The 25,790-nt window shown below is 71.1% G+C and carries 21 protein-coding genes; 14 read left to right on the plus strand and 7 right to left on the minus strand.

Translation table 11 applies throughout. The features are described 5' to 3' along the window. Positions 1 to 197: 197 nt before the first annotated feature. Both sufU and E3O49_RS02245 read right to left on the minus strand, forming a co-directional pair. Positions 198 to 716: a Fe-S cluster assembly sulfur transfer protein SufU gene (gene sufU / locus E3O49_RS02240; RefSeq protein WP_134402556.1), complete on the minus strand. Its 519-nt coding sequence runs from the start codon at positions 714 to 716 to the stop codon at positions 198 to 200. Beyond that, positions 713 to 2,029: an aminotransferase class V-fold PLP-dependent enzyme gene (locus E3O49_RS02245; protein WP_134450918.1), complete on the minus strand. Its 1,317-nt coding sequence runs from the start codon at positions 2,027 to 2,029 to the stop codon at positions 713 to 715. Before E3O49_RS02245 ends, sufU begins: the two co-directional genes overlap by 4 nt. 184 nt (positions 2,030 to 2,213) lie before the next feature. Here E3O49_RS02245 and E3O49_RS02250 point away from each other — a divergent pair, with 184 nt between their 5' ends. The 8 genes from E3O49_RS02250 (at position 2,214) to E3O49_RS02290 (ending at position 11,457) form a co-directional block, all read left to right on the plus strand. After that, positions 2,214 to 2,861 carry a MogA/MoaB family molybdenum cofactor biosynthesis protein gene (locus E3O49_RS02250; RefSeq protein ID WP_338144965.1) on the plus strand — a complete coding sequence of 216 codons (648 nt, stop codon included), beginning with the start codon at positions 2,214 to 2,216 and terminating at the stop codon, positions 2,859 to 2,861. 300 nt (positions 2,862 to 3,161) lie between these two features. Further along, positions 3,162 to 4,073, plus strand: coding sequence for an FAD binding domain-containing protein (locus E3O49_RS02255; protein WP_134450920.1), 912 nt, complete (start codon positions 3,162 to 3,164; stop codon positions 4,071 to 4,073). Then, positions 4,070 to 6,901, plus strand: a complete 2,832-nt coding sequence (locus E3O49_RS02260) for a molybdopterin-dependent oxidoreductase (protein ID WP_134450921.1) — start codon at positions 4,070 to 4,072, stop codon at positions 6,899 to 6,901. Before E3O49_RS02255 ends, E3O49_RS02260 begins: the two co-directional genes overlap by 4 nt. Before the next feature lie 113 nt (positions 6,902 to 7,014). Then, positions 7,015 to 8,541, plus strand: a complete 1,527-nt coding sequence (locus tag E3O49_RS02265) for an amidohydrolase family protein (RefSeq protein ID WP_134402558.1) — start codon at positions 7,015 to 7,017, stop codon at positions 8,539 to 8,541. Positions 8,542 to 8,701: 160 nt separating this feature from the next. Next, on the plus strand, positions 8,702 to 9,385 hold the full coding sequence (locus E3O49_RS02270) for a nucleotidyltransferase family protein (RefSeq protein WP_134406001.1): 684 nt from the start codon (positions 8,702 to 8,704) through the stop codon (positions 9,383 to 9,385). Between the two features lie 277 nt (positions 9,386 to 9,662). Beyond that, positions 9,663 to 10,352 (plus strand): YoaK family protein, encoded by a 690-nt coding sequence (locus tag E3O49_RS02275; protein WP_241978668.1) that lies wholly within the window; start codon positions 9,663 to 9,665, stop codon positions 10,350 to 10,352. A gap of 92 nt (positions 10,353 to 10,444) precedes the next feature. Next, positions 10,445 to 10,729: an ATP-dependent Clp protease adapter ClpS gene (clpS, locus tag E3O49_RS02280; protein WP_241975831.1), complete on the plus strand. Its 285-nt coding sequence runs from the start codon at positions 10,445 to 10,447 to the stop codon at positions 10,727 to 10,729. Continuing rightward, complete coding sequence (locus E3O49_RS02290) at positions 10,729 to 11,457, plus strand: DUF2017 domain-containing protein (RefSeq protein ID WP_160141001.1); 729 nt, start codon at positions 10,729 to 10,731, stop codon at positions 11,455 to 11,457. The genes clpS and E3O49_RS02290 overlap by 1 nt, the downstream gene beginning before the upstream one ends. Before the next feature lie 179 nt (positions 11,458 to 11,636). Here E3O49_RS02290 and E3O49_RS02295 read toward each other — a convergent pair whose 3' ends face one another. Both E3O49_RS02295 and E3O49_RS02300 read right to left on the minus strand, forming a co-directional pair. Next, positions 11,637 to 12,950 (minus strand): nucleotide disphospho-sugar-binding domain-containing protein, encoded by a 1,314-nt coding sequence (locus E3O49_RS02295; RefSeq protein ID WP_134404324.1) that lies wholly within the window; start codon positions 12,948 to 12,950, stop codon positions 11,637 to 11,639. Then, positions 12,947 to 15,130, minus strand: a complete 2,184-nt coding sequence (locus E3O49_RS02300; RefSeq protein ID WP_241975819.1) for a glycosyltransferase — start codon at positions 15,128 to 15,130, stop codon at positions 12,947 to 12,949. The genes E3O49_RS02295 and E3O49_RS02300 overlap by 4 nt, the downstream gene beginning before the upstream one ends. A gap of 262 nt (positions 15,131 to 15,392) precedes the next feature. Here E3O49_RS02300 and E3O49_RS02305 point away from each other — a divergent pair, with 262 nt between their 5' ends. Beyond that, positions 15,393 to 17,696, plus strand: coding sequence for an FdhF/YdeP family oxidoreductase (locus E3O49_RS02305; protein WP_134434548.1), 2,304 nt, complete (start codon positions 15,393 to 15,395; stop codon positions 17,694 to 17,696). 268 nt (positions 17,697 to 17,964) lie between these two features. Continuing rightward, positions 17,965 to 18,519: a dihydrofolate reductase family protein gene (locus E3O49_RS02310; RefSeq protein ID WP_134450925.1), complete on the plus strand. Its 555-nt coding sequence runs from the start codon at positions 17,965 to 17,967 to the stop codon at positions 18,517 to 18,519. A gap of 13 nt (positions 18,520 to 18,532) precedes the next feature. On the opposite strand, the gene fdhD is transcribed toward E3O49_RS02310, so the two are convergent. From fdhD to fdhA, 3 genes are all read right to left on the minus strand, one after another. After that, on the minus strand, positions 18,533 to 19,402 hold the full coding sequence (fdhD, locus tag E3O49_RS02315; RefSeq protein WP_134367109.1) for a formate dehydrogenase accessory sulfurtransferase FdhD: 870 nt from the start codon (positions 19,400 to 19,402) through the stop codon (positions 18,533 to 18,535). 5 nt (positions 19,403 to 19,407) lie between these two features. Further along, complete coding sequence (moaA, locus tag E3O49_RS02320; protein WP_134402496.1) at positions 19,408 to 20,526, minus strand: GTP 3',8-cyclase MoaA; 1,119 nt, start codon at positions 20,524 to 20,526, stop codon at positions 19,408 to 19,410. 120 nt (positions 20,527 to 20,646) lie between these two features. After that, positions 20,647 to 21,861 carry a formaldehyde dehydrogenase, glutathione-independent gene (fdhA, locus tag E3O49_RS02325; RefSeq protein WP_134450927.1) on the minus strand — a complete coding sequence of 405 codons (1,215 nt, stop codon included), beginning with the start codon at positions 21,859 to 21,861 and terminating at the stop codon, positions 20,647 to 20,649. Positions 21,862 to 22,062: 201 nt separating this feature from the next. On the opposite strand from fdhA, the gene E3O49_RS02330 reads away from it, so the two are divergent. From E3O49_RS02330 to mobA, 4 genes are read left to right on the plus strand one after another with little or no spacing between them, the layout of a single operon-like run. Beyond that, a complete protein-coding gene (locus E3O49_RS02330) occupies positions 22,063 to 23,298 on the plus strand; it encodes a ThiF family adenylyltransferase (protein ID WP_134450929.1) in 1,236 nt (411 codons plus the stop codon). Then, entirely contained in the window at positions 23,238 to 24,617 is a 1,380-nt protein-coding gene (locus tag E3O49_RS02335; protein ID WP_241975818.1) for a molybdopterin molybdotransferase MoeA, read from the plus strand. Before E3O49_RS02330 ends, E3O49_RS02335 begins: the two co-directional genes overlap by 61 nt. Then, on the plus strand, positions 24,614 to 25,123 hold the full coding sequence (gene moaC, locus E3O49_RS02340; protein WP_134450931.1) for a cyclic pyranopterin monophosphate synthase MoaC: 510 nt from the start codon (positions 24,614 to 24,616) through the stop codon (positions 25,121 to 25,123). The genes E3O49_RS02335 and moaC overlap by 4 nt, the downstream gene beginning before the upstream one ends. 2 nt (positions 25,124 to 25,125) lie before the next feature. Next, entirely contained in the window at positions 25,126 to 25,785 is a 660-nt protein-coding gene (mobA, locus tag E3O49_RS02345) for a molybdenum cofactor guanylyltransferase (RefSeq protein ID WP_134404332.1), read from the plus strand. Positions 25,786 to 25,790: the final 5 nt, after the last annotated feature.

Raw genomic sequence — 25,790 nt, forward strand, 5'->3', positions numbered from 1 at the left:
TGCGGGGCCGCCCACGTCAGCTGGTTGTTCACTCACCGCGCGGGCGGTGCGCCCGCCCCGACGCAGGTCCGGCGCCCAACCAATTCGACGGAGATTCTGCTCTAAAAACAGACATTCCGACCGTTGGAGCCTGATTTGGGCAGAATCTCCGTCGAATTCGTTCGGTCCACGCGCGTCAAGCCGCTGACGCACGGGTCCTACGGACCGAGCAGGGCCGCCTCGAACGCGACCCAGGCCAGCATGGCGCACTTGACCCTGGCCGGGTAGCGGGAGACTCCCCCGAAGGCGGCGGCGTCGCCGAGCACCTCTTCGTCGGGTTCGATGGTGCCGCGGGAACGCAGCATCTCCCGGAAGGTGTCGAGCAGGGCACGCGACTCCGCCACGGTGGTCCCGCGCACGCTGTCGCTGAGCACGGAGGCGGATGCCATCGAGATCGAGCATCCGTCGCCGCGCCAGACGAGCTCGTCGATCACCGCATCGCCATCCGCATCACCGTCGGCCCGATCCGGATCGGCGCGCACGCCCATGCGCACCGTCACCTCGTCGCCGCAGGTCGTGTTGACCTGGTGCGACTCGGTCAGGTGCAGCCCCCGGGCATCCGCTGCGGCCGCAGCCTCCGCCAGGGGAGGCAGCTCGTCCGGCGAGGCGCCGTGCCGGGACTTGGCGTGGTCGAGGATGATCTGCTGGTACAGCTGCTGCATGGCGCTGTTGGTCATGAGTGCACTCCGAAGAAAGGCGCAACCTCGCGCAGGGTCGCCAGGAACTGGTCCACCTCGTCGGTGGTGGTGTACAGGTAGGTGCTCGCGCGGGTCGACGCGGTCACGCCGAGACGGCGGTGCAGCGGCTGGGCGCAATGGTGCCCGATCCGCACGGCGATGCCCGCCTCGTCGAGGTACTGTCCCACGTCGTGGGCGTGCACGCCGGCCAGGTCGAAGCTGGCCAGCCCGATGCGCTCCACCCCGAGGGGAGGCCCCAGCAGGCGCACGCCGGGGATGTCGGTGAGCCCGGTGACGAGACGCTGGCCCAACTCGGCCTCCCTGGCCGCGATGCGCTCCATGCCCGTCTCGGTCAGGTAGTCCACGGCGGCGGCGAGGGCGATCGCCTGCGAGATGCGCTGGGTGCCGGCCTCGAACCGCTGCGGCGGTGCCAGGAACTCGGCGGTGTGCATGTCGACGGTGGTGATCATGGACCCGCCGGTGAGGAACGGCGGCATGTCGGCGAGCAGCTCGTACTTGCCGAAGAGCACGCCGATCCCGGTCGGGCCGAGCATTTTGTGGCCGGAGAAGACGGCGAAGTCCACGTCGAGCGCGGCCACGTCCACGGGCATGTGCGGCACCGATTGGCAGGCGTCGAGCAGCACGAGCGCGCCGACCGAGCGGGCCAGGGCGACGAGCTCGTCGACCGGGTTGACCGTGCCGACCACGTTCGAGGCGTGAGTGAACGCCAGCACCCGGGTGCGGGGCCCGACGACTCCGGCCGCGGCGGCCAGGTCCAGGGTGCCGTCGTCCAGAACCGGAATGAACCGCAGGGTCGCGCCGGTGCGCAGGGCGAGCTGCTGCCAGGGGATGAGGTTGGCGTGGTGCTCCATCTCGGTGACGACGATCTCATCGCCCGCACCGAGCCGGAAGCGCCGGGCCGCCGCACCGCCGAGGCCGAGCGACGCGTTCGAGAACGAGTACGCCACGAGGTTCACGGCCTCAGTCGCGTTGGAGGTCCAGACCACCTCGTCGTCCCGGGCCCCGATGAAGGCCGCGACGGTCGTCCGGGCGGCCTCGAACGTCTCGGTGGCGCCGAACGCGAGGGTATGCGCCCCGCGGTGCACGGCGGCGTTGCGCTGCTCGTAGAACTCCTGCTCGGCCTCCATCACGCTGAGCGGGTTCTGCGAGGTGGCACCCGAGTCGAGGTAGTTGAGCGGATGCCCGTTCACCTGCTGGGCGAGGATGGGGAAATCGTTGCGGATGCGATCGACTTCCTCGTCCGTCAGCGGGCGAGCGTTCGCACGGGGGGACGGTGGAACGGAAGACGTCATCCTTCCAGCGTATTCCCTCCTCCCGGCAATGCCCACCGGCCCGACCGAGGAGCGAGGCAGCGGTCGTGGACGGGAGCGACGCAGCGGTCGGACGGGAGCAACGCAGCGGTCGGTCGGGAGCGAGGCAGAGCGCGTAGACGGGGGTGAGGCTGCGGTCGGACGGGAGTGGGGCAGGATGGAGCACGTGAACGCAGCAGCGAGCAATCCAGCGAGCAAGTCGACGGGCGAGGCGACGGGCAATGCGATGACGCCGGCCGCGTCGCCGCCTCCTGCCCGGCAGCGGTCCGAGCATCCGTCGCAGCCCCCGCCGCAGCATCCGTCGCAGCCCCCGCTTCGGGCCCCGGCGCACCCTCGGACCGCGCGCATCGCGCAGGTGATCGTGGCGTCGACCCGGGCGGCGGGCGGCGTCTACCCCGACCGCACCGGCCCCAGCATCGACGCCTGGCTCGGCGAGCGCGGCTGGACGCTGCGGGAGCGCCGCGTGGTTCCCGACGGCGACGCGGTCGGCGCGGCCCTCGCCGCGGCCGTGGATGCCGGCTGCGACCTGGTCGTCACCACCGGCGGAACGGGTGTCAGCCCCCATGACCACACGCCCGAGCAGACGCTGCCGTTCCTCGACCGGCAACTCCCCGGCCTGATGGAGGAAATGCGCCGCCGCGGCTCGTCCTCGACTCCCCTGGCCGTGCTCTCCCGCGGTTACGCCGGAATCTGCCGGGGCCGCACCCTGATCATCAACCTGCCGGGATCCCCGGGCGGCGTGAAAGACGGCCTGGGCCTGCTCGACGACGTGCTCGACCACATCCTGGACCAGTTGCACGGTCTGGACCACTAGCCCCCGAACGAATTCGACGGAGATTTTGCCCGAATCGGCGCCAGAACGTTGAAAACTCGCGTTTTAGATCAAAATCTCCGTCGAATTGGTTCACAGCGGGGAAGCTGGTTCACGGCGGCACGGGGTGGAGGCCCCGGGGTGCAGACCCGCTGCCCTGGCCGTGAGGATGCCGCGAGCGTGCGCGTCGACTCGCGGGCGGCGGGCTCCGCGCGGATAATCTCAGGTATCCAGCGCGTGACACCCGGCACCCGCCCGGCACCGGGCACGCACCGCGCGACACACTGCCCTGCAGGGGGAACGATGGACCTGAACACCGTACTGACGATCACCCCGGCGCGCAGCCGCGAAGACCTGCGCGCCCTGAGCCCCCAAGTGGCTCCCCTGGCCGGCGGGTCCGACCTGTTCGCCGACCCGCAGGTGCACCTCACCGGGCTCGTCGACCTGCAGACCCTGCGCTGGCCGGCGCTCACGGTGACCACCGACGCCGTGGCCGACGGGGTGACCGGCACGGTGGCCGACGGGGTGGCAGGCACCGACCCGGGTGACACCGGCGGCGTGAGCGGCCTCGAGATTGCGGCAACGTGCACCCTCGCGGAGCTGTCCCGGCTGCCGGCCGCGCCCGGCTGGACGGCGCATCCGTTGTTGTTCCAGTGCTGCACCGCCCTCTACGGCTCCTTCAAGATCTGGAATGTCGCCACCGTCGGCGGCAACCTCTGCGCCTCCCTGCCCGCCGGCCCGATGACCACCCTCGCGGCCGCCCTCGAGGCCGAGGTGCTGATCTGGCGCGCCGACGGCAGCGACGAACGGATGCCGGCCGCCGCCTTCGTGACCGGCAACACCACCAACGTGCTCGGCACCGGCGACGTGCTGCGGTCCATTCACGTTCCGGCCTCCTCGCTGGCGTCCCGCACCGTGTACCGCAAGATCGCCCTCTCCCCGCTCGGCCGCTCCGGCGCCGTGCTCGTGGGTCGCCTCGACCCGGCCGGCGGTTTCGTGCTCACCGTCACCGCCGGCACGGTGCGCCCGGTGCAGCTGCGCTACCCGTCACTGCCCGCGGCGAGCGCGCTCGCCCGCGATATCGCCGCCATCGACTACTGGTTCACGGATGCCCACGGCGCCGCCGACTGGCGACGCGCGGTGAGCGGGGTGCTGGGCGAGGAGATCCGCGCGGAACTCGAAGGCGCCGCACTCGAAAACGGAGAGCACCCATGAGGTTCCAGATCAACGGTGAACCGGTCGACGCCACTCCGGCGCCCGGCCAGTGCCTGCGCTCCTTCATCCGCGACCAGGAGCACTTCGAGGTCAAGAAGGGCTGCGATACCGGGGACTGCGGCGCCTGCTCCGTGCTGGTCGACGGCACCCCCGTGCATTCCTGCATCTACCCCGCGTTCCGCGCCGAGGGCGCCGACGTCACCACGGTCGCCGGGCTCGGCCGGCCCGGCGACCTCGCCCCGCTCCAGCAGCGCTTCGTGGACGCCGCCGGCTTCCAGTGCGGGTTCTGCACCGCGGGCCTGATCGTGACCGCCTCCACCCTGACCGAACCAGACCTGGACGACCTCCCTCGCCTGCTCAAGGGCAACCTCTGCCGCTGCACCGGCTACCGCGCCATCGAGGACGCGATCCGTGGCACGCACACCCCCGCCGACGGCTCTGGCCGCACCGGTCTGGGTCCGGTGGTCCAGACCGGCCGTCGCCCCGGCACCGTCGGCACCTCCCTGGGCGCCCCGGCCGGCGAGCGCGTGGTGAGCGGGCGGGAACCGTACACGCTGGACGTCACGGTGCCCGGGCTGCTGCACCTCAGTGTGCTGCCGAGCACGCAGGCGCATGCGCGCATCCGTTCGATCCGGACCGACGCGGCGGCCGCCCTGCCCGGGGTGCACGCCGTGCTCACCCACGCCGACTCCCCCGCAACGCTCTACTCCACCGCCCGGCACGAGGACCGCCTCGACGACCCGGACGACACCCTCGTGCTCGACCCGATCGTGCGGTTCCGCGGCCAGCGGGTCGCGGCCGTCGTGGCGGACACGGTCGCCATCGCCGAAGCCGCCTGCCGGCTGATCGAGGTCGACTACGAGCCGCTCCCGGCCGTCTTCGACCCGGCCGAGGCGCTCCGGCCCGGCGCTGCCCTGGTGCACGGCGACAAGGATGCCGCGGCCAGCCGCCTCGCCGACCCGCAGCATAACCTGGTGGCCGAGCTGCACGGCGAGTACGGCGACATCGCGGCCGGCCTGGCCGGCGCCGCCCACACCGTGAGCGGCAGCTGGCAGACCCAGCGGGTGGCGCACACGCACCTGGAGACGCACGCCACCATCGGCTGGCTCGAGCCCGGACCCGACGGCGAGAACGAGGGCACCGGCGAGCGCCTGATCCTGCGCACCAGCTCCCAGGTGCCGTTCCTGGTGCACCGCGAGATCTGCCGCCTGTTCGACCTCGAACCCTCCCGCCTGCGCGTGTTCACCGCCCGGGTCGGCGGCGGCTTCGGCGGCAAGCAGGAGATCCTGACCGAGGACATCGTCACCCTCGCCGTGCTGAAGACCCGGCGCCCGGTGCAGTACGAGTTCAGCCGCTCCGACGAGTTCACCCTGTCCCCGGCCCGGCACCCCATGCGCATCTACGTCACCCTCGGCGCCGACGACACCGGCCGCCTCACCGCTCTCAAGCTGGGCGTGCTCGCCGACACCGGCGCCTACGGCAATCACGGCCCCGGCGTGATGTACCACGGCAGCTCCGAATCGGTCAGCCTCTACCGGGTGCCCAACAAGCGGGTGGATGCGCAGAGCGTCTACACGAACAACCTCCCGTCCGGCGCCTTCCGCGGTTACGGCCTCGGCCAGGTCATCTTCGGCGTCGAGTCCGCCCTGGACGAGCTCGCCCGCACCGTGGGGCTGAACCCGTTCGACCTGCGTCGGCTGAACTCGGTCGGCCCGGCCGACCCCCTCGTGGTGACGCATGTGGAGGGCGAGGACCTGATCTTCGGCAGCTACGGCCTCGACCAGTGCCTCGACCTGGCCCAGGCGGCGCTGGCCCGCGGCAACGGCCAGGCCGTCCCCGCCGGCGCGGAGTGGAAGGTCGGCGAGGGCATGGCCACCGCCATGATCGCGACCACCCCGCCGCGTGGTCACTACGCACAGGCATCCGTCACGCTCGGCGACACGTTCGGCGACACGTTCGGTGACGTGACGGCCGCCAACCCGGGCCGCTACACCGTGCGGGTGGGCACGGCCGAGTTCGGCAACGGCACGACCACCGTGCACGCGCAGCTCGCAGCCACCGCCCTGGGCACGACGCCTGACCGGATCGAGATCCTGCAGTCGGACACGGATGCCATCGGTTACGACACCGGCGCGTTCGGGTCGGCCGGGATCGTCATCGCAGGCAAGGCCGTGCTGGCCGCGGCGAACGACCTGGCCGCCCGGCTGCGGTCGGCCGCCAGCGAGCGACGCCCGCCGATCGCCTCCGCCGAGTGGACCCTGGAACCCGACGGGCTGCGCAGCGGGACGGCGTTCGTGCCGCTGGCCGAGCTGGCCGAGCACGCCGGAGCATCCGTTCTGCGCGGTACCGGCGCGGAAGATGGCGCCCGCCGCTCGGTGGCGTTCAACGTGCACGCCTTCCGGGTGGCCGTGAGCACCCTGACCGGCGAGGTTCGCATCCTGCAGTCCATCCAGGCCGCGGATGCCGGGGTCGTGATGAACCCGGAGCAGTGCCGCGGCCAGATCGAGGGTGGGGTCGCGCAGGCGATCGGCACCGCACTCTACGAGGAGGTCGTCCTCGACGGCGCGGGCACCGTCACCACCAGCGTGCTGCGCAACTACCACATCCCCCTGCTGGCCGACCTGCCGCTGACCGAGGTGTACTTCGCGGACACGTCGGACGTCCTCGGCCCGTTCGGCGCCAAGTCGATGAGCGAGTCGCCGTACAACCCGGTGGCGCCGGCACTGGCGAATGCGGTGCGCGACGCGATCGGCATCCGTCCCACCGAGCTGCCCATGTCCCGCGACCGGATCTGGCGGCTGCTGCACCCCGAGCGGGCTGCAGGCTGAGCCGGAGCCGTTTCTCCCGGCCGTCGCCCAATACACTGGGGGCGTCCCGCCCGCGGTCACCCGCGGCACCGCCACCGGCCATACCCGCAGCACCAGCCAGAACGGACCCCTCCGTGACACCCTCCAGCCGGGTCTACCGCGGCCACATCTTCCACGTCGCCGGCTCCCCCACGGTCGCCACCGCCCGCGAGAACCTGGTGTCCCTGCCGGACGGCGCCCTGGTCACGACCAAGACGGGCCGGATCGCCTGGGTGGGCAGCTTCGCCGACCTGCCCGCGGCCTTCGCGGGCCTGCCGGTGACCGACAATCGCGGCGGCTTCATCCTGCCCGGCTTCGTGGACACGCACCTGCACTTTCCGCAGACCTACTCCACGGATGCCTACGGCGGCGGCCAACTGCTGGAGTGGCTCGACAACTGCGTCTTCCCGGCGGAGGCCCGGCTCGGCGACCCCGCGTTCGGTGAGCGCATCGCCCGGGACTTCACCCGGCGCCGCATCGCCGCGGGCACGACCAGCGCCCTCGTCTTCGGCTCGGCCTTCCCCCACGCCCAGGACGCCCTGTTCGCCGAGTCGCAGCGGGCCGGCCTGCGCCTGGTCAGCGGCCGCGGCATCCAGACCGTGGGCTCGGAGCCCTCCCGGGCCCTGCTCACGGGCGAGACCGAGGCGCTCGACCTGGTCTCGGCCGAGATCGACCGCTGGCACGCCGTGGACACCGGCGACCCGGCGACCGCACTGCTGCAGGTGGCCGTGGTGCCCCGGTTCAGCCTGTCGGTTACGCCGACGACCCTGGCCGGCCTCGGCGATCTCTACGACGGGGTGCGCGGCCGCGGCGTCTACTTCCACAGCCACCTGAACGAGAACAACCGGCCCGGCACCGGCGAGATCGACGCCGTGAAGTCGGTCTACCAGGTCGACACGTACCTGGACACGTACGACGGCCGGTTCCTGCCGGGGTCCGCCCGGGGCGGGTCGAGCCTGCTGGGGCGGCGCAGCATCCTCGCCCACGCCGTGCACTGCGAGGACGAAGAGCTCGCCCGGCTGGCCGAGACCGGCACCTCGGTGGCGCACTGCCCGACCTCGCAGCAGTTCCTCGGCTCGGGCACCATGCCGTGGCTGCGCACCACGTCGTTCGGCGTGAACGTGGCCATCGGCTCGGACATCGGCGCCGGCGACGAGTGGCTGGTGTCGCGGGTGCTCAACGACTGCTTCAAGGTGCACCTGTCCGAGCCCGGTGACGCGGGCCTGTCGATCGACCCCGCCGCTCTGCTCTTCACGGGCACACTGGCCGGGGCGCGCGCGCTGGACATGGAGACCCGGTTCGGCAACTTCGACGTGGGCAAGGACGCCGACTTCCTGCTGATCGAGCCGGACCGCTGGGAGCCGCTCGCCAGCGTGCTGGAACGCGGCATCCGTGCCGACGACGAGGCGATGGCCACCGAACAGACCCTGTTCGCGCTGCTGCTGGCTCTCCGCCAGCCGGCGATCACCGGCGTCTACGTGCGCGGCCGCCGGGTGCTCGCCCCGGAATTGGCCCCGCCCCGGGCACCCTCACCGTCCCCGTCCCGTCCCCGTCCCGTCCCCGTCCCGTCCCCGTCCCGTCCCGGCGGCGACCCAACGAATTCGACGGAGATTCTGCTTTAAAAAGACCCGTAGCATCCGTTTCGGCCCGAAATCGTCAAAATCTCCGTCGAATTCGTTAGGGGCTCGGGTACCTGAGGTGCGGAAGCCTGAGGCTCGGGTGTTCGAGGGGCCGGACGTGCCGACCGGGCTCCCCACCGGCCCGCGCCCTACGATGGCAGGCATGCCCCTCTCCTCCCCCACATCGATCGCCGGCCTCGTGCTGGCGGCCGGCGCCGGCTCGCGGTACGGCCTGCCGAAAGCCCTTGCGGGCGGCGGCGACGGCGTCCCCTGGCTGGTTCGCACGATCCGCACGCTCGCCGACGCCTGCTGCTCGCCCGTGATCGTCGTGCTCGGCGCCCGAGCCGACGACGCCAGGGCGCTCCTGGTCGAATTCGCCCTGACCGGGGCAACGGATGTCCCCGGCACCGCCACGAGGACCGGCGCCCCGACCCCGCCGGTCCTCGTGGTGCAGGCCGAAGACTGGGCGGAAGGACTCTCCGCGTCGCTCCGCGCGGGCCTCCGGGCCGCGACGTCGCTTGCGCCGGAGCCCGAAGCCGTGGCGATCGTGCCGGTCGACGTCCCGGGGCTCCGCTCGAGCACGGTGGCACGCCTCATCGCGCCGCTGCCCGGCACCAGGGCCGGCAAGACGGGATCGGAGGCATCCGTCGGTCCGGACACGCTCCGGCAGGCCGGTTTCCTCGGACGACCGGGGCATCCCGTGGTGATCGGGCGCGCGCATTGGCCCGAGCTGATCCGATCAAGTGGCGCCGACACCGGAGCCCGACCCTATCTGCAGGCCCACCACGCCCACCTGGTCGAGTGCTCCGACCTCGAGACCGGTCTCGACATTGACCGGAGAGACTGACCGGAAAGACCACCGGAGAGACTGACCGGAGAGAACACCGGCCGGACCGACCGCTCGTCAGCAGGCTGCTCGCCGCGCCGACCTCGCCCAGCCACGCGCCGCAGCTGCGCCGACCTGCGCCGACCTGCGCCGACCTGCGCCGACCTGCGCCGACCTGCGCCGACCTGCGCCGATGCGCCCGGCATCCGTGGAATCATGAGACCTAGATTCGGCCCCGGTCCCACCCCCGCAGCCAGCCCGCCGCCAGCCCGCAGTCGCGCTCTCCGATAGGACCCCCGTGCTTGAGAAACTCCGCCGCCACCCCGCGAATCTGCACCTGGGGCTGATGCTGGCCCTGACATTTTCCACGGGCGTGGCGGACGCGGTCGGATACCTCGGCCTGGACAAGGTCTTCACCGGCAACATGACCGGCAACGTCGTCATCCTCGGGATGGCCATCGCGGGCGCCCCGGGACTTCCCGTGGCCGGGCCCCTGCTGGCCCTGTTCACCTTCATGCTCGGCGCCGCCGTCGGCGGACGGGTGCTGCGCCCGGTCGCCATCGGCTGGACCACCCACGCCACTGTCCTGTTCGGCGCGCAGGGCCTGATCATGCTGGTCCTGGCAATGGTGCTCTTCGCCGGCGGCGGCGTGCCGCCGCACCCGTTCGGCCTCCTGATCACTGGTTCTCTGGCCGCCGTGATGGGGCTGCAGGCATCCGTCGCCCGGCATATCGGGGTCAAGGATGTCACGACCGTGGTGGTCACGTCCACGATCACCGGGTTCGCGGCGGACTCGCGGCTCGGCGGCGGCAAAGGCCAGCCGTGGTTTCGGCGCCTGGCCGCGATCGTGCTGATCCTGCTCGGGGCGGGCGTCGGGGCGCTGCTGCTGACGTTCAACATCGCCTGGGGCGTCGCCCTGTCGGCGCTGATCACCCTCACCGTGACCGCCATCGGCCACGCCGCCGGACGGCCGCACCACGCGCCGTGACCTCAGCCCCGGAATCCGGTCGCCGAATCCGGTCGCCGCACCGGTCGCCGCACCGGGTGGAATTGCGCCCCACTCCGTGTGAGGCTTAAGGGGTGCCGAAAACAGATGAACGCGTCGATCTGCGAGAAGCCGTCGTCCTCGACCGCCCCTGGATCACCATCGTCTGGGACGACCCAGTGAACCTGATGAGCTATGTCTCCTACGTGTTCCGCAGCTACTTCGGCGTCTCCGCCGAGGAAGCCGAACGTCTGATGCTGCAGGTACACAACAACGGCCGGGCCGTGGTCGCGACCGGCAACCGGGAAGCGATGGAACGCCACGTGGAAGCGATGCACGGCTACGGGCTCTGGGCCACCCTCGCCAAGGACGAGACCTGATGGAATTCCTGCCCGCAGGAGGGGAAACCGGTCGGGACCGCTCGAACGGCCGGGCCGGCAAGGACAGCCAGGCCGGCAAGGGCGGCCATGCCGGTCAGGACGGCCAGGCCGGCAAGGGCGGCCATGCCGGTCAGGACGGCCAGGCCGGTCAGGCCGGTCAGGCCGGTCAGGCCGGCCGTGCCAGCCCCACCGGCGAGAGCGCCGGCAGCGTGACCGCGCAGTTCGAACCGGCCGAGGTCGGGCTGCTCCGCATGGCCGCACGCCAGCTGATCGAGCTGCTGGAGGCCGCGGAGTCCCACGCGCTCGGGACATCGGTCGACCCTGCCCTGCGACGGCTGCTGCCGGATGCCTACACCGACGACCCGGAGGCCGCCGCGGAATTCCGCCGGTTCACGGCCGGCGACCTGCTCGAACGCAAGGTGCGGAATGCTCGCGTCGTGATCGCCACACTCGGAGAGGAGTTGGCGGACGAGATCGCCGACGACGCGCCCGAGACGCTCAACGACGACGACTTCGACGAGCCGGCGACGACGATCACCCTCGACCGGGACGACGTGCAGTCCTGGCTCCGCACGCTGACCGATCTGCGCCTGACCCTGGCCGAACGCCTGGAGATCTCGCCCGACGGGGTCGTTCACCTCGCCGAGGACGAGGCGCCCTTCCTGCACGGCATCTACGAGTGGCTCGGCATGGTGCAGGAGTCCCTGGTCTACGCCATCGACGTCTAGCTCCCGTGTGACTCCCGTCTGACTCCCGTGCCGAACCAATTCGACGGAGATACTGCTCTAAAAACCCGGATCCGGACTGTTTCAGCCCGATTCCGGCAAAAACTCCGTCGAATTCGTTAGGGGCGCGGGCGGGAGCACAGCCCGGCCAGCCCGGCCAGCGCGGCCAGCGCGTTGGCGGCTCAGAGCGCGGGCACCGCCCGCAGCGCGGCATACGCGCGCCGCGGCCCGGCCCCGCACGCAAGGGACTCGCCGAGCCGGTCCAGCCGCAGCCGGGCGTCGCCGTGGAGGGCGAGCAGCGCCGCCGCCGCAACCCGGATCTCCTCGGCCGTCGCCGTGTTGGGCGCCAGGGCGAGCCCGAAACCGGCCCGCTCGATCGCCGCCCCCCCGGCGAACTGATCCGTTGAGAAGGGCAGCACCAGCAGCGGCACGGCCGAGGTCATGGCCTCGGTGACGCTGTTGTTGCCGCCGTGCGTCACCGCCAGGGCGGAGTGCCGCAGCACCGTCACCTGCGGGAGGAAGCCTCGCACCAGCCACGAGTCCGGCACGGGGCCGAGCTCGGCCGGGTCGGAGGCCCCGGTCGCGAGGGCGACCCGCACGTCGAGGGCGGCCAGCGCCTCGGCCACGCGGGCCAGCACGTCGGCCCGCACCGACAGGAAGCTGCCGAAGCTGACGTACACGATCGGCCGGTCGCTCTCCACCGCCAGCCACCGTTCCACCTCGTCGTCCACGGCCTCCGCGCGCACGGCGGAGCCGAGGAACGCGTGCGGAGGCAACAGGTCCGCCCGCTTCGGGTCGTGCAACTCGGCCGGATAGTTCAGCAGCAGGATGTCGCCGGCCTCCTGGAACGCATCCGTGCTCGGGATCATCGACGGGTCGAGGGCGAGGAGGGCGTCGTTCCACTGGCGGGTGAACGAGTCGCGCACGTCCTCGCAGGTGTGGTGCAGCGCGTCGAGCTCGGCGGGCTCGGGCGAGAAGGCGTCCGGCCACTCGGGCGGGTAGCCGTAGACCTCGTCGCCGACGGGCAGGGCAGACGGATGCCCGATCACGACGTCCGCATGCCGCACCCCCGCACTGAGCAGGGCCAGCCGGGCGCTGAACGCCAGGTGGTCGACGATCACGTGGTCCGGGCGCACCTCGGCGACGATCCGCTGCACCTCCCTCGCCACCTCCACCGGGTTCCAGAGCAGGTCGCTGCTGCGGGCCTCGGCCTGGAAGCGGAGGGTGTCGACCATGCCGCGGCGGGTGGCGTCGAAGAACCCGCGCAGGGCGTCGTCCTCGCCCTTGGGCTGTTCTTCGGCGCGGATCGTGCCGGGGTTGGAGCCGCGGCCCAGCTGCAAGTTCACCCGTTCGAAGCCGAAGGCCGTCACGATGTCGGCCGTGGCGGGGCCGCTGGCCACCACCACGCGTTCGCCCGCCTCCAACCAGGCTGTGCCGAGCGTGGCGAGCGGAAACAGGTGGGACGCGTAGTCCGGGCTGATGATGAGCAGCGTCATGAGGCGCTCAGCGCCCAGTCAGTCGGCTCGTCCGCGTCGGACGCATCGGAGACGTCCCGGTAGACGCGGGACAGGGTCGCGGCCATGGCCTGGATGGTGAACGAGCCGGCCACCATCGCCCCGGCGCGATCCGCGTACTCCGGCCCGAACGGCCCGGAGGCCAGCACCAGCGCCGCGGTGATCCCGGCGGAGAGGGCCGCCCGGTTGCCGGTGTCGACGAGGTACCCCGTCACTCCCTCCTCGACGTAGGTGGCCGGTCCGCCGGAGTTCGGGGCCACGACAGTGAGCCCGGACGCCATCGCCTCGAGCAGGGCGATGCCGAACTCCTCCTTCATGCTCGCGCAGACGTACACGCCGCCGGGCGCAGCCAGGCCCGGACGGCCGTAGCGCGCGGCGGCCAGCCAGCGGGCGACCGTGTCGTTGGTGCGGTGCCCGGCCAGCAGCAGCCCGTGCCCGGCCGCGTCCGCCAGCGGCACGACGGCGGCCATCGAGTCCAGCTGCCCCTGCTCGTCGAACGAGGGCGCGTTCAGGTCGCCGCCGAGCACGAGCAGGTTGCAGCTCGCTCGGAGGCCCGCGTCGGCAGCCCAGGCCTCCACCAGCGTCGCCATGCCCTTCACCCGGTGCAGCCGGCCGACGGTGACGGCGAGGGGCAGGCCCTGTCGGCTGGTCGGCAGGGTGGCCAGCAGGGCGTCGAGCTCGGCCACCGCCGGGGCGCCGTCCGATACGGATGCCGCGCCCGCCACATCCGCGGCCGCCACAGCAGCGCCCGCAGCACCCGCAGCATCCGCCAGGGACCGCTCGATCACCGCGAGGTCGATGCCCTCCGCGATCACGGAGTGACGCTCGGGATGCTGCGAGATGTCGATGCCCACGAGGTCGCGCATGTCGCGCTGCAGGTCGGGCCGGGGGAAGAGCACGGTGTGCGCGGCATCCGCGGCCAGCCTCTGCACGAGCCGCGCCCGGAACCAGAAGTGCTCCGTCTCGTCGACCGTGCCAAAGTTGGCCCGGGTCAGCACCCCGGACGTGTCCAGGGAATGGATGACGCTGTGCGGGTCCGGCGCGACCGTGAACACGATCGGGATGTCGAGTTCCCGGGCGACGGTGGACGCCGCCAGGGTGCCGATGTCCGCCATCCGCAGGTGGATCGCGTCGACGGAACCCGCCGCACGCAGAATGCGACGGATGCCCCGCTGCGTCTCGATCCGCCGGGGCCAGGCGTCCACGGATGCCACCGGGTCACCCAGGAACGGAACGGTCGCGAACGCGTGGCCGGCGAGGGTCGAGCCGACCTCGGACAGGCAGGAGAGCCCGGCGGCGTGGTCACCCCGCGAGAGGGTGAGCACGCGTTCGACGGGCGACCCGGCCGGCCCGGCGACCAGGGCGTCGCCGAGGCGCACCAGCAGGGTCGCGATGCCGCCGTTATCACCGGACCCGACCTGGCTGAGCTCCCGGTCGATGTCGGCGTGCAGGAAGAGCTGTGCCACCGTGAGGCCCTGACTCCAGGGCGGGCGGGGATAGGTGGGCACGGTCAGGTCGACCAGGGCGAGCCTGGCGACATCCGCGAGCTCGTCGGACCCCTGGGACAGCTCGCTGACGATCCGGATGCTGGCCTCGTTCGGCCCGAGGTCGCCGAGGGCGGCGATCGCGGTCGCACGCACGGGCACCGATTCGGCGCGGTCCACGGCGACGCGGCGCAGCAGGCGCTCGGCGATGCGGCCGGCCGTGAGTCCCATCGTCTCGACCAGCCGGGCCCGGGCGGCGGGCTCGTGCACTCCGATCAGGGCGCCCTCCAGGGCGAGAGCCACATGCTCGGGAACCGACGAGCTCCACTGTTCCAGGGTGCGCTGCGCGATCATGCCGGAGAATCCGCCGGAAACGACCATGGTCAGGAGCCCGGCGAGCGCGTCGAAGCGGGGCAGGCGGGCACCGAACGCCCAGGCCGCGTGTTCCCGGATGAAGGGCGAGTCGTGCAGGAGCAGGGACACCAGGACTTCGTCGGCGGATTCGTCGAACACCTGGCCGAGCGAGTGGATGGCGGCGATGGCGGTGAGCTGGTCTCCGGCATCGAGGGCGGCCTGGGCGAGCAGGCGCACCGCGCGCACGCCGCCGTCCCGGCTCGCGGCGATGGTCAGGTTGTCCGCGCAGCGGATGCCGTCGAGGATCGACCTGCTCTGCCGCATCGTGTCCAACGTCGTATGAGTCCCCACGGTTGCCTCTCTGTTGGGCTGTCGAGTCTGTTGGGCTGTCGAGCTGTCGGCTGTCGAGCTCCCCTGGGCTGTCTTCCCAGGCCTGGCCGGGCACCTACGTGTCTAACCGGATGCAGACCAGCATCATTCCACGAACCCATCAAACGCCATATCCCTGACCAGTTGCTGCTGATCCGGCTGGGAATCACCCGGGACCCTTGCCGGCAGCGCGAGCCGGAGGGAGCAGGATGGAGGAATGACACGACGCGCTCCGATCGACGACATCAACGAAGACAACCTGGTCGTCAAGAAGCCGAAGAAGTCCGCGGCCGGCGTCGAGGCCGTCGCCGTCGCCCTCGAACGCGGCATCGCGCAGGCCGGCGTCGGCCGCACGGCCAAGGCGCTGCTCCGGCTGAACCAGCGCGACGGCACCGACTGCCCCGGCTGCGCCTGGCCGGAGTCGCAGGGCCACCGCAAGACGGCGGAGTTCTGCGAGAACGGCGCGAAGGCCGTCGCCGAGGAGAGCACCCTGCGTACCGTGACCCCGGCGTTCTGGGCCGAGCACTCGATCGAGGAACTCGCCACCAAGACCGAGTACTGGCTGGGCAACCAGGGCCGCATCACGCATCCGATGGTCATCCGTCCCGGCGACACGCACTACTCGCAGATCTCCTGGAACGCCGCGTTCGAACTCATCGGCGAGCAGATCCGCGCCACCGTGCCCGACCGCACCGTCTTCTACACCTCGGGCCGCACCGCGAACGAGTCGGCGTTCCTGTACCAGCTGTTCGCCCGCTCGATCGGCACGAACAACCTGCCCGACTGCTCCAACATGTGCCACGAATCCTCCGGAAGCGCACTGAACCCGACCATCGGCATCGGCAAGGGAACCGTGTCCCTCGAGGACCTCCACCAGGCCCAGCTGATCCTGGTCGTCGGCCAGAACCCCGGCACCAACCATCCACGGATGCTGTCGGCCCTGAAAGAGTGCAAGGACAACGGCGGCAAGATCGTCGCCGTCAACCCGCTGCCGGAGGCCGGGCTGTTCAACTTCAAGGACCCGCAGTCGGTGTCCGGACTGATCGGCGACGGCACCGCCCTCTCCGACGAGTACCTGCAGATCAAGGTCGGCGGCGACCTGGCCCTGTTCCAGGCCCTCGGCCACCTGCTGCTCGAAGAGGAAGAGCGCGTGCCCGGATCCGTCGTGGACGCTGAGTTCGTGGCGGCGAACACGCAGGGCCTCGAGGACTACCGCGCGGCCCGCAAGAGCATCGACTGGGCCGAGACCGAAAAGGCCACCGGCCTGAACGTGCTGCAGATCACCACCGTGGCGCGCATGATGGCGGACTCCAAGGCCACGATCATCTGCTGGGCGCTGGGCCTGACCCAGCAGCCGCACTCGGTGAACACGCTCAAGGAGATCATCAACCTGCTGCTGCTGCAGGGCAACTTCGGCAAGCCCGGCGCCGGCGCCTGCCCGGTGCGCGGCCACTCCAATGTGCAGGGCGACCGCACCATGGGCGTCTGGGAGAAGCCGAAGGAGGCGATGCTCGCCGCTTTGGACACGGAATTCGGCATCAACGCCCCGCGCGAGCACGGCCTCGACTCGGTGGACACGATTGCGGCGTTCGAGAACGACGACGTCGACGTGTTCGTCGCCATGGGCGGCAACTTCGTCCTCGCCGGCTCCGACACCGTGGCCCTGGAGACCGCGATGCAGCGGGTCGGGCTCACCGTGCACGTGTCGACCAAGCCGAACCGGTCGCACATCATGCACGGCCGGACCTCGCTGATCCTGCCGACGCTCGGGCGCACCGACACCGACGACAAGCATCCGGGCGGACGCCAGGTGCTCTCGGTCGAGGACTCGATGTCGGTCGTGCGCACCACGCAGGGGCGCCTCGACCCGGTCTCCGAACACCTGCTCGCCGAGCCGGTCATCGTCGCCCGGATGGCCAGCGCCACCCTCGGAGAGGACCACGTGATCGACTGGAAGGCCATGGCCGACGACTACGACGTCATCCGTGACCGCATCTCCCGGGTGATCCCCGGCTTCCAGGACTTCAACACGCGCCTCAAGACCAAGAACGGGTTCGTGCTGCCCAACCCGCCGCGGGACACCCGCAGCTTCGCCACGGACATCGGCCGGGCCCGGTTCACGGTCAGCCCGCTCGAGTACCTGACCCCGCCTCCCGGGCACCTGATCCTGCAGACGATGCGCAGCCACGACCAGTACAACACCACCTTCTACGGCCTGGACGATCGGTACCGCGGCATCTCCGGCGGCCGCCGCGTCATCCTGATCCACGAGGACGACGTGACCGAGCTGGGGTTCACGGACCGCGACATGGTCGACGTGATCAGCACCTTCCGGGGCGAGGAACGCCGCGCCAACGAGTTCCGCCTGGTGGTCTACCCCACTCCGCGGGGCTGCGCGGCGGCGTACTTCCCCGAGGCGAACGCCCTGGTGCACCGCGAGCTCGTGGCGCGCGAGTCGAACACCCCCGGCTACAAGGCCATGTCGGTGCGGTTCATCCCGCACGAAACCGTGCCCGCCTAGCCGAGCGCGCCCTTCACCGTCACAGCGCGGTGCTGCTGCTGAACCAATTCGACGGAGATTCTCGGCTAAAACCGCTGTTCTGGGGTTGCCAGGGCCGATTTGGCCAAAATCTCCGTCGAATTCGTTCGGGACGCGGGGCGGCAACACCTTACGGGTGGGGGCCCGGCCGAACACAGGGCGCCCCGACCGAGGCCAGGTTGGCCCGACCGAGGCCAGGTTGGCCCGACCGAGGCTAGGTTGGCTGGACTGACCGCACACGGAGGTGCCCATGGAGCAACGCAGCTGGTCCGGCCACGTCTTCATCGCGACGAGCGTGGACGGTTTCATCGCCCGCAGCAACGGCGACATCAACTGGCTCACCGACACGCCCGGCGAGACGCCCGGCGACGACGAGTTCTTCGCATCCGTCGACCATCTCCTGATGGGGAGGGCGACCTACGAGAAGGTACTCAGCTTCGACCGGTGGCCCTACGGCAGCACACCGGTGCTGGTGCTCAGCAGCACGCTGATGCCGGCCACCCAGGCAGCGACCGACGGCCAGAGCATCCGCGTCGTGCGCACGCTCGCGGAGGCGGTGTCCGTGCTCAACGAGGCGGGAGCCGCCCGTGTCTACCTCGACGGCGGCAAGGTCGTGCGGGCCTGTTTGGCCGCCGACCTCGTCGACGACCTGGTCATCACCCGGATCCCGGTGCTGCTGGGCGACGGCATCCCGCTTTTCGGCGCTCTTCCCGGGGCGCTCCCGGCGGACATCCGGCTGCAGACCCTCTCGGCTGGGCAGATCAGCGGGGGCATGATCCAGGAGCGCTATTCGGTCGTGCGCTGAGCTTCGAGCCGACTCAGCCCGCGATGACCGCCCGGCTGCGCGCGGCGCTTTCGCTGTCGATCCGCTCGGCCCCGGCGTAGATCACCATCGAGTCGCCACGCAGGAACCCGACCAGGGTCATCCCGACCTCGGCCGCGAACTCCGCGGCCAGCGACGATGGCGCGGAGACGGCGGCGAGCACCGGGATTCCGGCCATCATCGCCTTCTGCGCAAGCTCGAAACTGGCCCGGCTCGACACCATCAGCACCGTGCCGGAGAGCGGCAGCAGGTTCTCCTTGAGCGCCCAGCCGATGACCTTGTCGACCGCATTGTGACGGCCGACGTCCTCGCGCAGCACCAGCATCCGCCCGGTGGCGCCGTCGAAGAGGGCCGCCGCGTGGATGCCGCCGGTCTTCTCGAACACGGCCTGCGCTTCCCGCAGCGCGTCGGGGAAGGTGATGAGCAGTTCCGCGCTGACCCGCAGGGGGTCCTCCGCCACCGGGAACGACGATTTCGTGCGCACGGCGTCGATGCTGGCCTTGCCGCACAGCCCGCAGGAGCTGGTCGTGAGGAACGAGCGTTCCAGGCTCGGGTCCGGCGGCCGCACACCCGGTGCGAGCGACACATCGAGCACGTTGTAGGTGTTCTCGCCCTCGTCGTCGGTGGCGCCGGCGCAGTACCGCGCGGTGAAGAAGTGCTCGCCCCGAGTGATCACGCCCTCCGACACCAGGAACCCGGCGGCCAGGTCGTAGTCGTTGCCGGGGGTGCGCATCGTGACGGCGAGCGAACGGCCGTTCACGCGGATCTCCAACGGTTCTTCGGCCGCCAGCACGTCTTCCCTGGTGGTGGGGTTCTGGCCCACCGTCAGCCGCACGACCTTGCGCCGCACCGTGATTCTGCTCAAATCAGTCACCCGCCAATGTAGGACATTTCGATTCTTTTCTTGCCGGATGCCCGCAGGCCCCCGGTCTGCGAGCTGCGCAGCTCCGAGTAGCGGTCGGTGCGCTCACGCCAGATCTGCGCCATCACGGTGGACAGCTGCTCGTCGGTGCAGCCGCCGCGCATCAGGGCCCGCAGGTCGTGCCCTTCGGTCGCGAACAGACAGGTGAAGAGCTTACCGTCGGTGGAGACCCGCGCCCGCGAGCAGGAGTGGCAAAACGACTGGGTGACGCTGGAGATGACCCCGATCTCGCCACCGCCGTCGCGGTACCGCCAGCGCCGGCTGGTCTCGCCGCTGTAGTTGGGCGAGACCTCCTCCAGGGGCAGCTCGGCGTTGATGCGTGCCACGACCTCGGAGGAGGGCACCACCGCGCCCATCTCCCAGCCGTTGCTGGAGCCGACATCCATGAACTCGATGAAACGCAGGATGTAGGGCGTGTCCTTGAAATGGCGGGCCATGGCCACGATGTCCTGGTCGTTCTGGCCGCGTTTCAGCACCATGTTGATCTTGATCGGCCCGAGGCCCACCGAGTGGGCCACGTCGAGGCCGTGCAGCACCTTGGCGACCGGGAACTTCACGTCGTTCATGGCCTTGAAGGTGGCGTCGTCGAGCGAGTCCAGGGACACCGTCACCCGCCGCAGCCCGGCATCCTTCAGCGCCTGGGCCTTCAGCGCCAGCACGGAACCGTTGGTGGTCAGGGCGATGTCGACTTCGCGGCCGTCCGGGGTGCGCAGCGCGGCCAGCATCGCGACGAGTTCTTCGAGCCCCTTGCGCAGCAGCGGTTCGCCGCCGGTCAGGCGGATCTTCTCGACCCCGTGAGCGACGCTGATCCGGGCCAGCCGGGTGATCTCCTCGAAGGAGAGCAGCTCATCGCGGTCCATGAACGCGAAGTCCTTGCCGAAGACCTCTTTGGGCATGCAGTAGACGCAGCGGAAGTTGCACCGGTCGGTGACCGAGATGCGCAGGTCGTGCAGCGGGCGGGCGTACCGGTCGGTGACCAGACCGGTCGGCTGTTCCACGGCGACCGGGATGTCGGTGAGGGCACTGAAGTAGCGGGGAACGAGTGCGGTGATGTCGACTCCGGTCATGTCTCCACACTAACTGCCGCCCCGAGCGGCAAAAGGTCGCCGGGACGGTGAGAAATCCCCGGGACGCGAAACCCGGCCGGGGCGAACCGCCGGCCGGGTTTCCCGTTTGGTGGGGCGCGGTTACTTGATGTACTGGTTCGGGTTCAGCACGTACTTGACAGACTTGCCGGCGTCGAACTCGGCGTACCCGCGCGGGGCATCGTCCAGGCTGATCGCCTGGGCGTTCACGGCCTTGGCGATCTGCACCTTGTCATGCAGGATCGCCATCATCAGCCCCCGGTTGTACTTCATCACCGGGCACTGACCGGTGGTGAAGGAGAGGGACTTGGCCCAGCCCAGGCCCAGCCGGATGGACAGCGAGCCGACCTTCGCCGCCTCGTCCACCCCGCCCGGGTCACCGGTGACGTAGAGCCCCGGGATGCTCAGGCCGCCACCGGCGGCGGTGACCGTCATCAGCGAGTTGAGCACCGTGGCCGGGCGCTCCGTGCCCGCGTCCTTGCCGTGGCCACGGGCCTCGAACCCGACGGCATCCACACCGCAGTCGACCGTGGGTTCACCCAAAATCTGCTCGATCTGGTCCTGTGGTTCGCCCTTCCGCAGGTCGATGGTCTCACAGCCGAAGCTGCGGGCCTGGGCCAGCCGCTCTTCGTTGAGATCGGCGACGATCACGACGGCGGCCCCGAGCAGCTGAGCGGATGCCGCCGCAGCCAGGCCCACCGGTCCGGCGCCGGCGACGTAGACGGTCGACCCGACCCCGACTCCGGCGCTGTACGCGCCGTGGAATCCGGTCGGGAAGATGTCGGAGAGCATGGTGAGGTCCATGATCTTCTCCAGCGCCTGGTCCCGGTCCGGGAACTTCAGCAGGTTCCAGTCCGCATACGGCACCAGCACGTACTCGGCCTGGCCGCCGACCCAGCCGCCCATGTCGACGTAGCCGTAGGCGCTGCCCGGGCGGTCCGGGTTGACGTTGAGGCAGATCCCGGTCTTGCGCTCCTTACAGTTGCGACAACGGCCGCAGGAGATGTTGAACGGCACCGAGACGATGTCGCCGACCTTGATGAACTCGACGTCGGGCCCGCACTCGACCACCTCGCCGGTGATCTCGTGGCCGAGCACCAGGTCCATCGGTGCGGTCGTGCGCCCGCGGACCATGTGCTGGTCCGAGCCGCAGATGTTCGTCGTGACGGTCTTGAGGATGACCCCGTGCGGCACCTTCCGGCCGACGTTGGCCGGGTTCACGCCCGGCCCGTCCTTCAGCTCGAAGGTGGGGTAGTCGATGTCGATGACCTCGACGACGCCTGGGCTCTTGTAGGCAACTGCTCTGTTTCCAGTCATGAAGTACCTTCCTAGTTCCTGATTGCTTTCCTCGTGGCGCGGCCACTGCGGTCGCGCGAGAGTGCATGGGTGTCTCTAGTTGGATTCCTTTTCGTGGTGCGATCCCTAGGTGACTACAGATGGCCTGAGAATTCAAGGTGTTTGCCGGAGTTCGCCCGGATGGGTATTCACCGCACGCCCCCAGCGCCTACCGTGGTAGTCATGGCCATACCTCCCCTCGTCGAGCCGGTCGCCCGGCTCAGCGCCGCCGAATCCGTCCGCACCGCACGCCAGCGTCGCCTGCCCCAGCTGAACGAGCTCGGCCAGCGCCGGCTCGCCAACGCCCGGGTGCTGGTGCTCGGCGCCGGCGGTCTCGGTTCCCCCGCGCTGGTCTACCTGGCCGCGGCCGGGGTCGGCACCATCGGCATCGTCGACAGCGACGACGTCGAACCCAGCAACCTGCAGCGCCAGATCGTGCACGGCCAGGCGGATGTCGGCCGGCCCAAGGTGGTCAGCGCGGCCGAGTCGATCGCGGCCATCGCGCCGGAGACCGTGGTCGTGCAGCACGGCGAGCGGCTCGACGCCGGCAACGCCGCCATCATCCTCGGCGGCTACGACGTCATCATCGACGGCACCGACAACTTCCCGACCCGGTTCCTGGTCAACGACACCTGCGCGGCCCTGGGCCTGCCGCTGGTGTGGGCATCCGTGCTGCGCTTCGACGCGCAGCTGTCGGTGTTCTGGGCCACCCCGCCGGCAGGGAGCGGCCTCACCGGGGTTCACCTGCGCGACCTCTTCCCGACCCCGCCCGCCGAGGGCGAGGTGCCCAACTGCGCGGAGGCCGGCGTTCTCGGCGCGCTCTGCGGCCAGGTCGGTTCGCTGATGGCCACCGAGGCCATCAAGCTCATCGCCGGGATCGGCACCCCGCTGATCGGGCGCATCCTCGTCATCGACGCCCTGTCGGGGCGGTTCACCGAGGTTCCCCTGCTCGGCACCGGCATCGCCGCGGCCGACCCGAACCCGCCCGCGACAGCCGCCGCCGCGCCCAACGCCTGGCCGACGATCACCCCGGTCGAGCTCGTCGCCCGTCTGGGCGCCCGGGCGAAGAGCACCGACGCGTTCCTGGTCGTCGACGTGCGCGAACCGGACGAACACACCGAGAGCGCCATCCCGGATGCCGTACTGCTCCCCCTCGCCGAACTGCTCACCGCCGAGGGAATGGCCACCCTTCCCCGCGACGTGCCGCTGGTGCTGCACTGCCACACCGGCACGCGTGCGGCCCGCGCCGCGACCGCGCTCCAAGCGGCCGGCTTCACCGACCTCACCCTGCTCGACGGCGGAATCGTCGCCTGGGACGCCGCCGTCGCCGCCCGCACCGCCCCCGGCCTCGGCAGCAAGTGGTCCAGGGAGTGGTCGGCCACCTGGTCGCCGGAATGGTCCACCGAGGCCAGGAGCTGACCGTGGCCGAGGGAACGCACCGGCACGATCACGGCGGCAGGCACACCCACGAGCACGTCGCCGACGGCTGCTCCGTCCCCGCCTCGGCCCGCACCGTGGCCGAGCAGCTGGCCGCCGTGCTCGCCGCGGTCGCCCCGCTGCCGCCGGCGCTGGTGTCCCTGGACGAGGCCCTCGGGCTCGTGCTCGCCGAGGACATCCGGAGCGCCACGGACACCCCGCCGTTCGACAACTCGGCCATGGACGGCTATGCCGTGCGACGCGCGGACCTGCTCGGGGCCACGGAACAGACCCCGGTCTCCCTGCCGGTGGTCGCCGACCTCGCCGCCGGCACGGCGCAGAATCCGCGCCTGGAAACCGGCCAGGTCGCGCGCATCATGACCGGGGCGCCGATCCCTGACGGGGCGGATGCCGTGGTGCCGATCGAGGACACCGACCAGGGCACACAGACGGTCCAGGTTATGCGCCCGCCCGGCCCGGCCGCGCACATCCGTCGCGCCGGCGAGGACGCGCACGCGGGCGACACCGTGCTGACCCGCGGGTCCGAGCTCTGGCCCACCCGGATCGCCGCCGCCGCGAGTGCCGGCACGTCCGGCCTGCGGGCCCACCCCGCCCCGCGCGTGGCCGTGATCTCCACCGGCAGCGAACTCGTCACGCCGGGCGAACCGACCCGGCGCGGCCAGATCCCCGATTCCAATTCGTACCTGCTCGCCGCTGCCGTCGCCGAGGCCGGCGGGGTGCCGATCCGGCTGGGCGCGGTGCCCGACGACGAGAACACCCTCCGCAGCCTGCTCACCAGCCTCGCCGGCACCGTCGACGCGATCGTGCTGTCGGGCGGCGTGAGCGTGGGCGCGTACGACGTGGTGAAGGCCGTGCTGGCCCCGCTCGGCACGGTGCGGTTCGGCCCGGTGAAGATGCAGCCCGGCAAGCCGCAGGGCTTCGGCCGGTGGCCCGCCGACGCGGACGGAACCGACGGCCCGGTCATCTTCGCCCTCCCCGGCAACCCGGTGAGCGCCTTCGTCTCGTTCGAGGCGTTCGTGCGACCGGCCCTGCGCCGGATGGGCGGGCACAGCGAGCTGTTCCGGCCCACCGTGGACGCCGTCGCCGCCGAAAGCTGGGCTTCCCCGGCCGGCCGCGCCCAGTACATGCCCGTCATGCTCCGCCGGGACGGCACGCGCACACTCGCCCGCCGCGCCGCGGCCGGCGGGTCCGGCTCGCACCTCGTGGCCGGTCTCGGCCAGGCCCAGGGACTTGCCATCGTGCCGGAGGACGTCACCCGGATTGACGAGGGTGGGCCCGTCACTGTCATGCTGGTGACATGACCGCACGCGACACGCCCGCACACCCCTTCACCCACCTCGATTCCGCCGGCCAGGCCCGAATGGTCGACGTCACCGACAAGGTGCCCACCGTGCGCAGCGCGACCGCGGGCGGTTTCGTGGCCTGCGGCCCGAAGGTCGTCGCCGCCCTCCGCGACGGCAGCACCCCGAAAGGCGACGTGCTGGCCGTGGCCCGCATCGCCGGCATCCAGGGCGCCAAGAAATGCGCCGACCTGCTCCCCCTCGCGCACGTGATCGGGGTGCACGGCGCCGCCGTCGACCTCGTGGTCGAGGATGCGGGCGTGCGGATCATCGCCACGGTGCGCACGGCCGACCGCACCGGCGTCGAGATGGAAGCGCTGACCGCGGTGTCGGTGGCGGCGCTGGCCGTCGTCGACATGGTCAAGGGACTCGACAAGTCGGTCATGATCGAGAACGTGCGGCTGATCACCAAGACCGGCGGCAAGTCCGGCGACTGGCACCGCCCGGCGGGGTCGTCGGGCGACTAGCCATGAGCGTCGACCTGATCGTGCTCGCCGGCGGCCGCGGCAGCCGGCTCGACGGCGCGCTCAAGCCCGCAGTGGAGGTGGCCGGCCGTTCCCTGCTGTCCCGGGTGCTGGACGCCCGCGGGCTGGCGCGACGGGTCGTCGTGGTGGGGCCGGACTCGGCCCGCCCCGCCGCGGGCGAGGCCGTGCCCGCGGCGGCCTGGACCCTGGAGGACCCACCGTTCGGCGGGCCCGTCGCCGGGATCGTCGCCGGGCTGGCTGCGCTGGACCGGCCCGCGGCATCCGTTGTCGCGGCCGAGTGGGTGCTGGTGCTGGCCTGTGACCTGCCCTGGGCCGCGGATGCCGCGCGCCTGCTGGTGCCGGCGGCGACCGACCCGGGGCTGCCGGCATCCGTTCACGGCCTGCACCTCACCGACGAGGGCGGCCGGGCGCAGTGGCTCGCCGCGATCTACCGTCTGGCTCCCCTGCGGGCGGCCGCGGGCCGGCTCGGCGCCGACGCGCACGGTTCGAGCATGCGTGACCTGCTGGCCCCGCTCACCCTGCGCGGCATCCGGGACGCCGCCGGCGCGGGCAGCGACGTGGACACGTGGCAGGATGTGGAGAGGAGCTCCGCACTCCTGCTCACCGAGGCCGACCCCGTCGCGGAGCAATCCGATGAGGAGTGAAACCG

Origin of the sequence: Cryobacterium shii (genome assembly GCF_004402595.1) — a bacterium.
In the GTDB taxonomy this organism is placed as follows: domain Bacteria; phylum Actinomycetota; class Actinomycetes; order Actinomycetales; family Microbacteriaceae; genus Cryobacterium; species Cryobacterium shii.